The organism is Pseudomonas putida, from assembly GCF_003228315.1.
GTDB classification, from domain to species: Bacteria; Pseudomonadota; Gammaproteobacteria; order Pseudomonadales; family Pseudomonadaceae; genus Aquipseudomonas; species Aquipseudomonas putida_S.
Map to the genome: position 1 here is coordinate 718,855 of NZ_CP029693.1, position 15,315 is coordinate 734,169.

At 61.7% G+C, this 15,315-nt stretch carries 11 protein-coding genes; 7 read left to right on the forward strand and 4 right to left on the reverse strand.

Going from position 1 to position 15,315, the window contains the following annotated elements; genetic code table 11:
• Positions 1 to 14: 14 nt before the first annotated feature.
• Together DKY63_RS03255 and DKY63_RS03260 are read right to left on the reverse strand one after the other, a co-directional pair.
• Positions 15 to 1,136, reverse strand: a complete 1,122-nt coding sequence (locus tag DKY63_RS03255) for an acyl-CoA dehydrogenase family protein (RefSeq protein ID WP_110962800.1) — start codon at positions 1,134 to 1,136, stop codon at positions 15 to 17.
• Positions 1,133 to 2,275 (reverse strand): acyl-CoA dehydrogenase family protein, encoded by a 1,143-nt coding sequence (locus DKY63_RS03260; protein WP_110962801.1) that lies wholly within the window; start codon positions 2,273 to 2,275, stop codon positions 1,133 to 1,135. Before DKY63_RS03260 ends, DKY63_RS03255 begins: the two co-directional genes overlap by 4 nt.
• Before the next feature lie 142 nt (positions 2,276 to 2,417).
• Here DKY63_RS03260 and DKY63_RS03265 point away from each other — a divergent pair, with 142 nt between their 5' ends.
• The 3 genes from DKY63_RS03265 (at position 2,418) to DKY63_RS03275 (ending at position 4,826) form a co-directional block, all read left to right on the forward strand.
• Entirely contained in the window at positions 2,418 to 3,203 is a 786-nt protein-coding gene (locus tag DKY63_RS03265) for an enoyl-CoA hydratase/isomerase family protein (protein ID WP_110962802.1), read from the forward strand.
• Between the two features lie 70 nt (positions 3,204 to 3,273).
• The gene (locus DKY63_RS03270) at positions 3,274 to 4,038 is read left to right on the forward strand and encodes an enoyl-CoA hydratase/isomerase family protein (protein ID WP_239499443.1); all 765 of its coding nucleotides are present in this window, start codon (positions 3,274 to 3,276) and stop codon (positions 4,036 to 4,038) included.
• A gap of 131 nt (positions 4,039 to 4,169) precedes the next feature.
• Positions 4,170 to 4,826 (forward strand): TetR/AcrR family transcriptional regulator, encoded by a 657-nt coding sequence (locus DKY63_RS03275; RefSeq protein ID WP_110962804.1) that lies wholly within the window; start codon positions 4,170 to 4,172, stop codon positions 4,824 to 4,826.
• A gap of 3 nt (positions 4,827 to 4,829) precedes the next feature.
• Here DKY63_RS03275 and DKY63_RS03280 read toward each other — a convergent pair whose 3' ends face one another.
• Positions 4,830 to 7,520, reverse strand: a complete 2,691-nt coding sequence (locus tag DKY63_RS03280) for a LuxR C-terminal-related transcriptional regulator (protein WP_110962805.1) — start codon at positions 7,518 to 7,520, stop codon at positions 4,830 to 4,832.
• Positions 7,521 to 7,677: 157 nt separating this feature from the next.
• On the opposite strand from DKY63_RS03280, the gene DKY63_RS03285 reads away from it, so the two are divergent.
• The 4 genes from DKY63_RS03285 (at position 7,678) to DKY63_RS03300 (ending at position 12,672) form a co-directional block, all read left to right on the forward strand.
• Positions 7,678 to 9,090, forward strand: coding sequence for a coniferyl aldehyde dehydrogenase (locus DKY63_RS03285; protein WP_110962806.1), 1,413 nt, complete (start codon positions 7,678 to 7,680; stop codon positions 9,088 to 9,090).
• 81 nt (positions 9,091 to 9,171) lie between these two features.
• Positions 9,172 to 10,257: a Zn-dependent alcohol dehydrogenase gene (locus DKY63_RS03290; protein WP_110962807.1), complete on the forward strand. Its 1,086-nt coding sequence runs from the start codon at positions 9,172 to 9,174 to the stop codon at positions 10,255 to 10,257.
• Positions 10,258 to 10,322: 65 nt separating this feature from the next.
• Complete coding sequence (locus tag DKY63_RS03295) at positions 10,323 to 11,519, forward strand: acyl-CoA dehydrogenase family protein (protein ID WP_110962808.1); 1,197 nt, start codon at positions 10,323 to 10,325, stop codon at positions 11,517 to 11,519.
• 10 nt (positions 11,520 to 11,529) lie between these two features.
• Complete coding sequence (locus DKY63_RS03300) at positions 11,530 to 12,672, forward strand: acyl-CoA dehydrogenase family protein (protein WP_110962809.1); 1,143 nt, start codon at positions 11,530 to 11,532, stop codon at positions 12,670 to 12,672.
• A gap of 128 nt (positions 12,673 to 12,800) precedes the next feature.
• Here the strand turns inward: DKY63_RS03300 and DKY63_RS03305 are convergent, their stop codons facing one another.
• Entirely contained in the window at positions 12,801 to 15,302 is a 2,502-nt protein-coding gene (locus DKY63_RS03305; protein ID WP_110962810.1) for a LuxR C-terminal-related transcriptional regulator, read from the reverse strand.
• Between the last annotated feature and the right edge of the window lie 13 nt (positions 15,303 to 15,315).

The window sequence follows — 15,315 nt, forward strand, 5'->3', positions numbered from 1 at the left end:
TGACGACGAGCAGGTTAAAACCTGCGTGCCGTCAGCCCCCTCCAGAACCCTGTGCTGCCTGCGGCGATCGCCGACAGACCGAGGACTTCCGCCCATTGCGCATCGCTGCCGAATTCATCTCGCCAGGACCACAGGCGGCGAGTGGCGAAGTGCAGGGTGTGTTCGTGGGTAAACCCGATCGCACCGTGCACCTGATGCGCGACTGAAGCCGCCAGGGTCGCGGCTTCGCCGGCACAGACCTTGGCCACTGCCACGTCGAACAGCAGCGTGCTTTCGCTACCCGGTTCGGCCGTCATGATCTGGCAGGCACTCTGCAGGGCCACTTGTATCGCGGTTCGCGCAGCCCCGATGGCACCCGCCATTTGCGCGAGTTGCTGCTGTATTGCCTGGAACTTGCCGATGGCCTTGCCGAACTGCACACGCTCGTTGGCGTACCCCACGGCCTGATCAAGGCTAGATTCCAGGGTCCCGACCAACATGCTGGCGCGAATCAACGCACCGAACAGCCAGACCGGCTCCGCCACATCCGCCAGTTGCAATTGCCCCAGCGCATGAACCGGCGTCGCCGCGAAATGCACCACATTGCGTTCCTCGCCGGCAAAGTTGCTGCCAGCCTCCAGGCGGACGCCGTCCTGTCGCAGGTCGACCAGCGCCAGGCGGTTTGCCGAAGCGGCGACCACAGCCCACTGGCAGGTGCGCGCCCAGGGCACGTTGATCGCGTTGCCATTGAGACGACCGTCCTCGCCCAATTCGAGATCGCCCAGACGCCCGGCCTGGATCAACGTGATCGGACCTTCGGGCACCTCCAGATTTGCCGCAGCCAGCAACCAGGCAGCGAGCATGGTTTCGCTCAAGGGCAGCGGGGCTTTCCAGTAACCGATGGCCCGCAGTACCGGGCTGACTTCCAGCCAGGTGGCGCCGCTGCCGCCAGCCTCTTCAGACACCAGTGCGCCGGGCAGTCCGTTGTCCACCACCTGCTGCCATAGCTCGGTGGCCGCCTGGCCGGCATCGAAGCGTGTCAGGACATCGGTGGTGATTCGCCCGGCGAACAGGCGTTCGACGCTGTCGGCAATCATCGATTGCAGTTCCGAGGGGGCGCTGTCGTTCACGCCTTGATCTTTGAGTGCCTGGTTCATCGCAGTCCTAATCCTCTGGCAATGATGCCGCGAAGAATTTCGCGGGTGCCGCCACGTAGCGAGAACGATGGCGCGGTTTGGGTCAGGTAACGCATCACCTGGTCGAGTCTGGAGCCCGGCTGGCGAGTGCCCCCGAACAGATCGTGGGCAAGATCGGGCAGTGATTGCTCGAGCAGGGCGCCCTGGTCTTTCACCAGGGCTGCTGGAGTCGCGGGGTTTTCACCCCGGGCCAGCATGCCGGCGACACCCAGCGACATTTGCCGCAACACGGCGTAGCGCGCGGCGACGCGCCCGAGGCTGACGGTGTGCCGCGAGTCTTGCGGGTCGGCGGCGTCGAGCATTTCAAGGTAGAGCTGGGTGCAACTGAGATAGCGTTCCGGGCCGCTGCGCTCCAGGGCGAGTTCCGCGCCAACCTGTTTCCAGCCATCGCCCAATTGGCCGATGACGAAGTCGTCAGGGACGAATACGTTGTCGAGAAAGACTTCGTTGAAATCGTGCTCGCCGAGCATGTTGTAGATCGGTCGCACGGTGACACCGGGCGCCTTCAGGTCGACCAGCAACTGCGACAAGCCGGCATGGCGGTTGCTTTCTTCCTTCGGGCCGGTGCGCAGCAAGGTGACCATGTAATGACTGCGATGCGCGCCGGTGGTCCAGACCTTGCTGCCGTTGACGATCCAGCCGCCATCGGCCTTCACGGCGCGGGTACGCACCGAGGCAAGGTCCGAACCGACATCCGGCTCGCTCATGCCGATGCAAATCATGATTTCCCCCCGGGCCACGGCGGGCAGGAGGCGCGGTGCCAAAACCTCGGGAGAGAATTTCATCAGCAATGGGCCGGACTGACGCTCGGCGATCCAGTGCGCGTTCACCGGTGCGTCAGCGGCCAATAATTCTTCCAGCACCACGTAGCGCTCCAGGGCGCTGCGCTCATGGCCACCGTAGCGTTTTGGCCAGGTCATGCCCAGCCAGCCCCGGGCGCCCAACTTGCGGCTGAACTCGGGATCGGCGCCGTTCCAGTTCTTCGCGCGCTCATGGGCGGGGAGGTCGCTCAACGCATCGGCGAGAAATTCGCGAACCTCTGTGCGCAAGGCTTGTGTACTGGCGTCCAGGCGACAGGGACGAATATCGAGTGCCTGCATGTTTTTATTGCTCTTGTAATGGAGGGAGGAAGCGGTATTTTGCAACTTGCTGAACGGACAACAAGTAAATAAGCTATCAGCAACCCTGACAGCCTTCAAGTAGCGGCCGCCTGCGTTTTTCCAATTCACTGATGGAGCTTTTATGTCTGCAAACACCCTGTTTATTCCCGGCCGCGGCCTCACCCTGGACATGCAAGGACATGTCGCAACGCTGGGTTTCAGCCGGCCACCCTTGAATTTTTTCGACGCCGAACTGATCCGGGACCTGGTCACCATGCTCGAATATCTCGATGAAATGGCGCAGTGCCGTGTGGTCATCCTGCAAGCCGAAGGCAAGGTGTTCTGTGCCGGTGCGGACTTCTCCGGTGCTGACCAGCGTGATCCGCAATACCCGCGCCGGGTGTACAAGAACGCGGTGAAACTGTTCCGCACCCGCAAGCCGCTGATCTGCGTGGTGGAAGGGGCCGCGATTGGCGGTGGACTGGGCCTGGCCCTGGTGGCGGATTTCCGTGTGACCAGCGAAAAGGCACGCTTTTGCGCCAACTTCAACCGCCTTGGTATTCATCAGGGCTTCGGTATGTCGGTCACTCTGCCGCGCCTGGTCGGCCCGCAAATGGCGTCGTTGCTGATTGCCACCGGCCGGCGCATCGATGGCCGCGAGGCCGTACGCATAGGACTTGCCGACGTGCTGGCTGAGCCGGGGCAGGAACGTCAGGCCGCTCGGGAACTGGCCGAAGAAATCGCCGCCTCCGCGCCGCTGGCCGTCATGTCCAGCCGCGAAACCCTGCGCATGGGGCTGGCCGACGCGGTCGACCGCATCATCGACCGGGAAGCCAGCGAGCAGGAGTGGCAGATCGTCAGTGCCGATTTCGCCGAAGGCATCAGTGCCATGACCGAACGGCGATTGCCCGTCTTTTCGGGTCAATAGGCTGGATCATCTCTGGAATCAAGTCAGTTATCGGGGTGCAAATGTTATGTCGACATCCGTTTTGCTGAGCATGGAAGAAGGGCTGGCCACATTGACCCTGTCGCGTCCGGAGCGAAAAAACGCGCTGAACAGGCAGGTATTCGAGCAGTTGGGTGACGCACTCAATCAACTGCGCAGTAACCCTCAAGTCAAGGCATTGCTCTTGACGGGAGCGGGCAGCGATTTTTGTTCCGGTGGCGACATCAACAACATGGGCGGCGAAGTCGAGGCCAGTGCGCGGCAGGCGACGATGACCGACGCCAACCGGGTTCTTGTTTCGCTGATGGAGTTCGACCGCCCGGTTATCGCAGCTGTCGATGGAGTCGCCTTCGGCGCCGGCTTCAGTTTGGCCCTTGCCGCCGATTTTGTGATCGCATCCGAGCGGGCCCGCTTTTGCATGGCGTTCGCACGCATTGGCGCCGTCGCGGATATGGGGGCGAGCTACACGCTGCCACGGATTGTCGGTTATCAGAAAGCCAAGGAAATCATCTACTGCGCACGTGAGCTGTCAGCACAGGACGCGCTGGCCCTTGGCATCGTCCTGGAAACCCATCCACCTGAAGCATTTCTCGATCGGGCCCGGGAAATCGCTCGCAGCATGGGCAACATGTCGCCCACCGCGTTCGGCATGAGCAAGCGTCTGCTGGGCCGCACCTTTGAAAGCACGCTCCAGGCACAACTGGATGCAGAGGCCAGCGCACAGACCCTGGCGATGACGTCAGCCTATTTCCATGCAGCGACGGCGAGGTTCCTGCACAAGGAGCCGCCAATGTATGAATGGCCAACGACCCCGTAATCAGGGCGCGGGAAATTCGGTTACCATGCCGCGCCCGGTTGGCCTTCGAATGGGTCGAAGTGATCGCCGCATCCGCGCCGGGTGTCGCCATGTCCAACCTCCAGATTCACAGGCCAGTAAGGAATTGCCCGATGGAACCCGTTGAGAAACCCGCCCAGCCAACCGCGCGTCGGACCCAGCTCGAACGCCGCGCCGAGGCGGAACAACGCTTGTTGATCGCCGCACGGCAAATTGTTGCGCGCAAGGGCTGGGTGGGGATGACGTTGTCCGAGGTGGGCGAAGAGGCGGGCTACAGCCGTGGACTGGCCACCCATCATTTCGGCAACAAGGCTGGACTGCTGCGTGCCCTGGCGAGTTTCGTCAATGCCACGTTCATGGAGCTGGTCCAGGCCCGTTCACCGCAATGGCGGCCAGGACTGGACGCACTGAAGGGGTTCGTCGGCATTTACCTGTCGCGCCCTGACGGTGACTGGGTCAATACCCGTGCGCTACTGGCGCTGTTGTCCGAAGCGGTGACTCAGGACTCGGAAACCGTGCAGATCCTCGCCGAATACAACCACTCGGTCATGGAACACCTGGCCGGCTACATTCGCGAAGGTATCGAAACGGGTGAGATTCGCGCCAAGGTGGACCCACTGGCCAGTGCCTTGCTGATCCTCGGCACGCTGCGCGGAATGATGCTGCAATTTCTGCTGGACCCCGCAGGCATTGATCTGAAGTTGTTGCGTACGCAATTGCTGACGTTCATCGAACATGCATTGGCATCCGTGCCGCCTGCACAAGGCTGATCCTCAGTCCAGCAAGCCGAGTGACCGTGCAATAGACACCGCTTCGGTGCGGCCACCGGCGCCGAGCTTGGTGTTGATCTTGCGAAGGTGCGATTTCACGGTCAGCTCGGAGAGAAACATCTTTTCGGCAATTTCACGGTTGCGATAACCCAACGCCAACAACCGCACCACTTGCAGTTCACGGGTGGAAAGACGGGTCTGCGGCTCAACGTCATTCGCGGTTTCGGCCTTGCCACTGTTGCGGTTGCCTTGCAGCAACAGGGCGACAAAGCCCGTGCGAATGCCCAAGGCTTCTTCCTGACCATGAAAGGTCACCGACCATCGCTCCAGCACGGCCATCATGGGCACGCCCTCGTCGAGAAAGGTGCGGATGAAGCCAACGTGGCTGGCGAAGCGCAGGGCCAGGGTCAATTGTTCCAGCGCCTCTTTGTGCATCTTCCCGCCATCGAGCGCCAGCGTGAGCAACAGGCGCAGCTTGAGTGCGAGGCGATGCTGGTGGCGTTTCAGTGCTTCTTCGATGGCCTGGCGCAATGGCTCGATGCAGCCGGCGTCGCCTTTGGCAATGCTCAGGCGCTGACGGGCAGTGAAGGGGGTGTCGACATCATTGGCGCTCAATGTCACGCCCGGTTGTTCCCAGTCGCGCAGTTGCTCGGCGGCACGCATCGCGTGATCGGCCGTGTCCAACCGGTTCTCCAGCGTGGCGACTCGCGCCCGCTCCAGCCAGGTGGAGCAGAGGATGCGCGATGAACCGACCACCTGCCCCAACTGGTCGAGGTCGGCCAGATAACGCAACCAGGCGGGGCGGTCACCGCTCAGGTAAGCGATGCGCGCGAGCAAGACATGGGTGGTGATCAGCGAGTACGGCGCGGCGTGGTCCCGGGCATAGGGCAGCAATTTGCTGAGCTGCTGTTTGGCCTCATCCATCGCATCGGCTTCGTAGAGCAGCGTGCAATGCGTGGTTTGCAGCACCGGAAAACCCACTGGCAGCGTGCCGGTGAGTTGATCACGACTGCGGCGCACGGCGGTGTACACCCGGGCCAGGGCACTGTCCAGTTGCCCCTGGGCCAGATCGAGCAGGGCCTCCAGTGAATCGACTACATCGCGCAGGTATGACGATTCGCGCTGCGCCTGGCGTATGCCGTCGCTGCCGAGCAATTGCCGGGCTTCGTCATAGCGTGCGGTGTAGACCAGGCAGGTGGCGTGAACCAGCGCAGTCACCCGATACCCGGTTTGGTCTTCAGGGGTGAGATTGCGCAACATGTCGGCGCTGGCAAGCCGCGCTTCTTCGACGCGATCGCCGATCAGCAGCAACAGTGGATGAACATAGTGATGCTCCCCCGCCAATGCCGGGTTTTCCAGCGCTTGCAGCGCTTCCTTGTAACGTCGCGCATGGAGCAGTGCCCAGGCGTAGGCAATGCCCAGGCCGGTGTGGCGGTCACGAATGTCAGCGGGAATTCGCGAGAGCCAGCGCATCAGCAAACTGGCATGACCATGCTCGACCAGCGTGTCGACATGAAGCTCAAGCTGTGTGGCGGCTTCCTCTTCGGCATGGGCGGCAAACAGATGCTCGAGCGCATCGACCGGGTGGCCGCTGGCGAAGTACCAGCGTGCCGCCTGCTGATTCAGTTGCTCGAACGTGTCGGGGTGCCGTTGCTTGAGTGTTTGCACCAGGAAGTCGGCGAACAAAGGGTGATAGCGGAACCATTGGCGTTCGTTATCGGTGGCGCTCACGAACAGGTGGGATCGCTCCAGTGATTCGAGCACGGCCTTGCTGTCAGTGCGGCCGGTGACGGCATCGCACAGGGCCGGGCAAAACTGCTCCAGAATGCCGGTTTGCAACAGGAACTGCTGACATTCCCCGGTTTGCCTGGCCAACACATCCTCAGCCAGATACTCCGCCAGCGCCGGGTTGCAACCATTGAACGAGGCAATGAATGCCGCCGGGTCGCTGTGCCGTTGCAACGACAATGAGGCCAGGTAAAGGCCGGTGATCCAGCCTTCAGTGCGCTGGTGCAGGTGAGCGATCTCGGTTGCGCCGAGGGACAGTTGACGTTTTTCCTTGAGATAGCAAGCCGCTTCCTCAGCGCTCAGACGCAGTTCTTCGGTGCCGATTTCCAGCAACTCACCCCGGGCGCGCAACCGTCCAAGATTGATCGCCGGTGTTGTACGGGTGGCGATCACCAGGGTCGAGTGAGGGGGCAAGACGTTGAGCAGCCGCTGGAATAGTTGCAATGCCGGCGGGTTGTGCAGGGCTTCGAACTCATCCAGCAGCAAGGTGAACGGAGCGCTGCTCGCGGCGACCTGTTCCAGCAGACAATGCTCCAGTTGTGCAGGGCTGCTGTCCGTGGCCGGAATATCGCTTGCGTCGACCACGCCCAAGTCACCCAGGCCGACAAACAGTACAAGGGCCAGGCGCAGCGGATCGTTGTCCAGCGTGTCCAGATTGCACCACAGCACACGGTGCCCCTTGCCGAGATAGCGTTCGCGGTATTGCTGCAACAGCGTGCTCTTGCCATACCCGGCGCAAGCGCTGATCAGGATCAGGCGCACACCTTCATGCTGGTCCAGCCGGGCAAGCAGGGCCGAACGCTCCAACTGCCCCGGCGGGCTGGCCGGCGCGAGGAACTTGCCCGCGCGAATCGGCGGCTTTGCTCCCTGTGCTGGTTCGTTGGAACTACGTTCAAAACCTTCCATGCATCCTACCTTTGGTTGTCGTCGTGCCGGGGCGGCCCTTTCTAGTATCGACCGTCATGAGCGATACCCGATTGTGGTTCGAGCCGTTGAGTGTAACGGCCCGACACCCGATTGGCAGCTCCCGAACCGCCTACCATTGCATGGAAGTCCGAACACTATGAGTGCCAATGAAAACCTGATTGCCGCCGACATTCGCGTCATCCTCGACAAGCAGCGTGCCGCCTGCCTGACGCAGGAGCCGTGGACGGCCGAGCAGCGTTGTGAGTTGATCGACCGGGCCATCGGCCTGCTGGTGGATTACCAGGACGAAATCGTCCAGGCCCTGAACGATGACTTCGGCCATCGCAGCCATGACTTCACTCGTCTGGTGGATGTGCTGGGGCCACTGGCCTCCTTGAAGTACACCAGGGCCAATATCGCGCAATGGATGCAGCCGGAACCACGAACCAGTGATCGCGGCGAAGCCTGGGTGCAGTATCAGCCGTTGGGTGTGGTGGGCATTCTCACCGCGTGGAATTTTCCGGGAAACATGGTGTTCAACGGCTTAGCGGGTGCCCTGGCGGCCGGGAACCGGGTGATGATCAAGGTTTCGGAGTTCAACCCGAACACCTCTGCGTTGCTGCAGCGCATCGTCCGCGAAGTCTACGCAGAGGATGAAGTCGCGATCATCACCGGCGGCCCCGACGTCGGCCAAGCGTTCTGCCGCCAGCCCTTCGATCATCTGCTGTTCACCGGCGCCAGCAGCATCGGCAAGCACGTCATGCACGCCGCTGCGGAAAACCTGGTACCGGTAACGCTGGAGCTTGGCGGCAAGTCGCCGACCATCATCTCTCGCACCGCGGACATGAAGGCGGCGGTCAGCAAAATCATTGCCGGCAAGCTGCACAACGCCGGGCAGATTTGCCTGGCGCCGGACTATGTGTTCGTACCCGAAGAGCAACAGGAGGCGTTTGTCGCGGCGGTCCGGGAAGCGGTCGCCACCTTGTACCCCACGCTGCTCGACAACCCGGATTACACCTCGGTCATCAATGCCCGGCACTTTGAGCGTCTGCACGGTTATTTGAATGAAGCACGCGCGGCGGGGGTCGAGTTGATCGAGCTGAACCCCGCAGACGAAGACTTCGACGGCCAGCCGTTCCACAAGATGGTGCCGACTCTGTTGCGCGATCCCGGCGATCAACTGCAAGTGATGCAGGACGAAATCTTCGGCCCGCTGTTGCCGTTCAAACCCTACAGCTCCTTCGCCGAGGTGGTCGGCTACATCAACTCGCGCCCGCGTCCACTGGGCCTGTACTACTTCGGCAATGACGCGGCCGAAGAGTCCTTTGTGCTCAACCGCACGACCTCCGGTGGCGTGACGCTCAACGACGTATTGCGACATGGCGGTGTCGAGACCTTGCCGTTCGGCGGTGTCGGCAACAGCGGCATGGGCTGCTACCACGGCTTTGACGGCTTCCGCACGTTCAGTCATGGCAAATCGGTCTTTCGCGGCGTCGACGGGCCGGACGTGATGCGCCCTCCGTATAGCGCCCAGGTACGCCAGATCGTCGGTTCGATGATCAAGCGCTAAGTCATTCACCGGCTCGGCGGGTGCACTCGATCCATCTGCCTTTGCCGGCTCAATCCCGCTTCTAATAAAGAGAATAAAAACATGAAAGCTGCCGTACTCCACGCCCCCGGAAAACCACTGACCATCGAAGAAGTCGGTATCAGCAAGCCCGGCCCCCGGGAAGTTCTGGTGCGTACCGTCGCCGTGGGCGTTTGCCATTCCGACCTGCATTTCGTCGATGGCGCCTATCCGTATCCGATGCCGGTGGTACTGGGGCACGAAGCGTCCGGCATTGTCGAGCAAGTGGGCTCCGAGGTTCGTACCGTCAAGCCGGGCGACCACGTTGTGACGTGCCTGTCGGCCTATTGCGGGCACTGCGAGCATTGCGTCACCGGGCACCTGTCGCTGTGCGTATCACCGGACACCAAGCGCGGCGCGGATGAAGAACCACGCCTGACCTACATCCAGAAACCGATGACCCAGTTCATCAACCTGTCGGCCTACGCCGAGCAGATGCTGGTGCATGAGAACGCGCTGGTTGCCATTCGCCGCGACATGCCACTGGATCGCGCGGCATTGCTCGGCTGCGCGGTCACCACCGGCACCGGCGCGGTGTTCAACACCGCCAAGGTGCGTCCGGGTGAAACCGTGGCGGTGATCGGCTGTGGCGGAATCGGCCTGTCGACCATCAACGGCGCGGCGCTGGCCGGTGCCGGTCGGATCATCGCGATCGACATGCTCGACTCGAAACTGGAACTGGCCCGGCAGTTCGGTGCCACCGACGTGGTCAATGCCAAAGACGGCGACGCGGTCGCGCAAGTACTGGAGCTGAGCCGGGGCGGGGTGCATCACGCGTTCGAGTGCATCGGCCTCAAGCAAACCGCCGAACAGGCCTTCGGGATGCTGGCTCGCGGGGGCACCGCCACGGTCATCGGCATGATCAAGCCCGGCGTAAAGCTCGAACTCGACCCCCTGGCGCTGCTGCACGAGCGGCGCATCCAGGGCTCGTTCATGGGTTCCAACCGCTTCCCGGTCGACCTGCCGCGCCTGACCGATTTCTACATGCAGGGCCGGCTCAAACTCGACGAAATGATCTCCCAGCGCATCAAGCTGGAGCAGATCAACGAGGCCTTCGATGAGCTGCGCCGTGGCGAGCTGGCCCGCTCGGTGATTGTCTTCGACCAGTGACGGCGCCCGATGTGTTCACAAAAACAAGACCGGCCCAGGCTGGCGACTTACAGTTGAGGTACTAGATGGATATTCATTTCAGCCCCGATGAAGTGGCGTTTCGTGAAGAAGTCCGGGGGTTTCTCAAGGACAACCTGCCGGCCGCCATTGCCTCGCGAATCAATCAGGGCAAATCGGTGAGCAAGGCCGATCAGGTGCGGTGGATGCGCACCCTTAACGATAAGGGCTGGCTGGCGGCAAGCTGGCCGGTGGAGCAGGGCGGTACCGGCTGGAGCGCTGTGCAGAAGCACATTTTCGACGAGGAATGCTCGGTCGCCGGTGCGCCACGGATCGTGCCCTTCGGCGTCAACATGGTCGGCCCCGTGATCATCAAGTTCGGCACCGACGAACAAAAGGCCCATTACCTGCCGCGCATTCTCAACTGTGACGACTGGTGGTGCCAGGGCTATTCCGAGCCCGGCGCCGGTTCCGATCTGGCGAGCCTGCGCACGCGCGCGGTACGTGAGGGCGACGAATACGTGGTCAATGGCCAGAAGACCTGGACCTCCACCGGGCATATGGCCGACTGGATGTTCTGCCTGGTGCGCACCGATCCCGAAGCGCAGCAGCAGCGGGGTATTTCCTTCCTGCTGATCGATATGAAAAGCCCCGGCATCACCGTCCGACCGATCATCACCCTGGACGGCGGTCATTACGTCAATGAAGTGTTCCTCGACAATGTGCGCGTCCCGGTTCGGAACCTGGTCGGACGGGAAAACGAGGGCTGGACATGCGCCAAGTACCTGCTGACCCATGAGCGCACGACGATTGCCGGAATCGGCATCGCCAAGGCCATGTTGTCACGCCTCAAGCAGGTCGCCCGGTCCGAGCGACGCAACGGCAAGCCGCTGATCGAAGACCCGTACTTTCGTGCGCAGATCGCCGATGTGGAAATCCAGCTGATGGCCATCGGCATGAGCAACCTGCGCATCCTGGCGTCCGCCCGGGAGGGCGGTGTGCCTGGCTCGGAAAGTTCGATCCTGAAAATCAAGGGCACCGAGATCCGCCAGACCATCACTTACCTGCTGACCAAAGCCGTCGGCGCCTACGCCAATCCGTTTCTCAAGGACGAGCTGGGTCATGACCATGAGGGCGAGCTGCTGCACAGCGAATACAGCAACGCGTCGACCTGCCAGTACCTGGATATGCGTAAAGCCTCGGTGTATGGCGGTTCCACTGAAATCCAGAAAAACATCATCGCCAAGATGATTCTCGAACTCTAAGGGGCAGACCATGGACTTCAAACTTTCCCAAGAGCAGCAAATGCTGCAAGACACGGCTGCCCGACTGGTTCGCGATACCTATGGTTTCGAGCAGCGCGAGCAGTTTCGCGAGAGCGCCAAGGGCTTCAGCACCGGGTTCTGGCAGCAACTCGGTGAGCTGGGCCTGACGTCGGTGCCATTCGCCGAGCAATTCGGCGGGTTCGGCGGCAGCGGCGTGGAGGTGATGGTGGTTGCAAGGGAACTGGGGCGCGGTTTGTGCCTGGAGCCGTTCCTGCAATCAGTGATTTTCGCCGGTGGCTTGATTGATCAGTTGGGCAGCGACTTGCAAAAGAACGAACTGCTGCCGCAAGTGGCCAGTGCCGAGTTGCAATTGGCGGTCGCTGTCGAAGAGCCGCAAAGTCACTATCAATTGCACGATGTGCAGACTCGCGCGCTGGCAGTCAACGGTGGCTGGTTGCTCAATGGACACAAGTCGGTGGTCGTGAGCGGACAAAGTGCCGGTCTGATTCTGGTGTCGGCGCGGGTGGCCGGTGAGGATCGTGACGAAGCAGGTATCAGCCTCTTTCTGCTCGACCCGTCCACCCCGGGCATCCGCATGCGCGAGTACCCGACGATGGATGGCCGCAGGGCGTGTGACCTGTACCTGGACGATGTCTTCGTCAGCGGTGCCGCGGTGCTGGGTACTCACGGCCAGGCCCTGGATGCCTTGCGTTATCAGCAAGGCCGCGCGATCGCTGCGCAGTGCGCGGAAGCCGTCGGCAGCCTTGAGGCCACCTGTGCACTGACGCTCGACTACCTGAAGACCCGCAAACAGTTCGGCCAGGCCATTGGCAAGTTCCAGGCCTTGCAGCACCGGATGGTGGACATGCACATCGAACTGGACCAGGCGACGTCCATGACCCTGCTCGCCGCTTGTGTGGCGGATGAGCCGGACAATCCGGAACGCAGCCGTACGCTGGCGGCGGCCAAGTACATCGTTAGTCGTGCGGCGCGGTTTGTCGCTGATCAGGGTATTCAACTGCACGGCGGGATCGGCCTGACCTGGGAGTATGTGCTTTCCCATCACGCCAAGCATTTGCTGATGGTTGCCCGGCAGTTTGGCGATGACGACCATCACTTGCAGGCCTACAGCGCGATGATGGAAGAAGGCTGAGGCCAATCAACCTGCAGGAGCGAAGCTTGCTCGCGAAAAACGTCCAGGCAACGCGGTCATTCAGATAGCCCGCATTGGGTTAACTTCCATCGCGAGCAAGCTTTGCTCCTGCAGGTGCCACAAGTTGATCAGGTAATCCAGCCACGCGCCCGGGCAATCGCCAGGGTTTCCGTGCGCCCATTGGCATCCAGCTTGGCGTAGATTTTCTGCAGGTGCGATTTCACCGTGAACTCGGAAAGAAACACCTTTTCAGCGATCTCCCGGTTGCGGTGCCCGGCGGCCAGCAATTGCAGGATCTGATATTCGCGCACGGTCAGCATCTGATGAGCACCGTTGTCGTGACCCATGGCATCCGTGTTGGCATCCCCGACTCCCAGGCGTTGCAACAGGTCATCGACAAACCCGGGGGCGATCCCCAGTTCCTTGCAGCGCGGCTTGCCGGTCGTTGCCCAGCGCTGCAGCAGACCGGCCAGGCGATCGCCTTCTTCGATGAACGTCGCAAGGAAGTTGTCGTGACTGGCCAGGTGCAACGCGTCATTGAGCGCCTGGAACGCTTCCTGCGGTTGCTGGAGGCTGTCCAATGCCATCGCCAAAAGGATATGCAGTTTCAATTCACGACGCCGGTGCTGCCACTGCCTGGCGTGCTCGATTGCCGCCCGCAAGGCCTTGACCGCCGCCACACCTTCACCCTGGGCGATGCGCAGGCGCTGACGGGCAATGCTCGGAGTGTCCACGTCGTTGGCAAAACGGATGAAGTCCGGTCGGTCCCAGTCGCCGGCAAGGTCTGCCGCGTGCAGCGATTGCACGGCGATGTCAGGGCGTTGCTCAAGCAGTGCCACGCGCGCGCGCTCCAGCCACGCCGAGCACTCCACGCGACGTGAACCGACCTGGCGACCGATTTGCTCCAGTTCCACCAGACAGCGCATCCAGGTGGTGCGATCGCCATGGCCATAGGCGATTCGCGCGGTCAGCACATGGGTGACGATCTGGTTCTCGGGGGAGGCGACGTGTTTGGCGAAGAACAGGCAACGCCGGAGGATTTTCTCTGCGTCTTCGAAGGCGCCGGTCTCGTACAGCAGCAGGCCATGGAGAATGTCCATCGACAGCTTGGCTTCGTGGGGTTTTCGCTGGCCGTCATTTTGCGCACGGTACGGTGTGCTCTGCATACGCACCAGGGCATTGCTCAGGCGCCCCTGGATCAGGTCGAGGATGCTTTCGTTGGCGCTGTAGGTATGGCGCAGAAAACTCGACTGAATCCTGGGATCGCGCTGCAGCGCTTTGGAGAGCAGGTTGCGTGCTTCATCGTAGCGACCACTGGCGACCATGTTCATCGCCACCGAACTGGCCAACACCGTGTACAGATGGGTTTCTTCGGCCGGTATGCGCGCCAGCACTTCAACACCCATGCGGCAACAGGCTTCCGCCTGATCCGTGACCCCCAGATGCAGGCAATGCAGGGCCTCGGTGACATACGCATAGTCAGGCCCCGAGTGGCGCTCAAGGCGTTCGGCAACGTGCATGGCATCCTTCAGGCGCGTGGTGGAAACCAGCAGCCAGGCATAGGCCTGGCTGAGCCTGGGATAACGATCACGAGTCTCTTCGCCAATACGATCCAGCCAACGCAGCAATAACCGCGTACGGCCACTCTCGATCAGCGTGTCCAGGTGGGTATTGAGTTCGTCGGCGGCCTGCTCGAGCAGCCCGGCACTGAACAGGTGCTCGATCGCCGGGATGGGTTGCCCGGCATCGAAAAACCAGCGTGCGGCGGTTTCGTGAAGCGTGCTCGCCATGCCCGGATACAGGCGATCCAGTGCGTGGCGCAGAAAACTGGCAAACAGATGGTGATAACGGAACCATTGCTGCTGGCTGTCGACCGGTACCAGGAATAGATGGGTCCGGTCCAGGTGATCGATCATCGCGCGACTGTCACTGCGCCCGGTGACCGCTTCGCAAAGCGGTACGCAAAATTGCTCAAGGACACTGGTTTGCATCAGGAACACCCGGCAGTCCTCGGTCTGGCGGGCCAGGATGTCTTCGGTCAGGTATTCGGCCAATTCCAGGTTGGAACCGGAAAAAGAGGCGATGAACGCCGCGTGATCGTCCCGATCCTTGAGCGACAGACTGGCCAGATAGAGCCCGGCGATCCAGCCTTCCGTGCGCCGGTACAGAATCGCCAGTTCGTCGTCCTGCAACGGGATTTGTCGCTTGTCGCGGATGAACGCCATGGCTTCATCGGGGGTGAATCGCAGGTCGCCGGGGCGAATTTCCAGCAACTGGCCGCGGGCACGAATTCGCCCCAGGCCAATGCCGGGTGTGGAACGCGAAGCCATGACCACGACACTTCCCGACGGCAGGTGCTCAATGAACTGCTGGAGAAAATCGAGCACGTCGGGATTCTGGAGCACTTCGACTTCGTCCAGCAGAACGGCGAACGGCAGGGCACTGAACGAAACATCTTCCAGCAAATCCTGGCCACTTCGCTGTTCGATGTCCGGACCTGTTTGCAGCAAGTCGCGCAAGCCGTTGTCCAGCAGATTGACGAAGCGTTGCGGGTCGTTGTCGGCGGGCTCCAGGTTGATCCACAGCGTCCCCTTGCCGCCGGTCACATACTGCTCGCGCAATTGCTGCATCAACGTGGTCTTG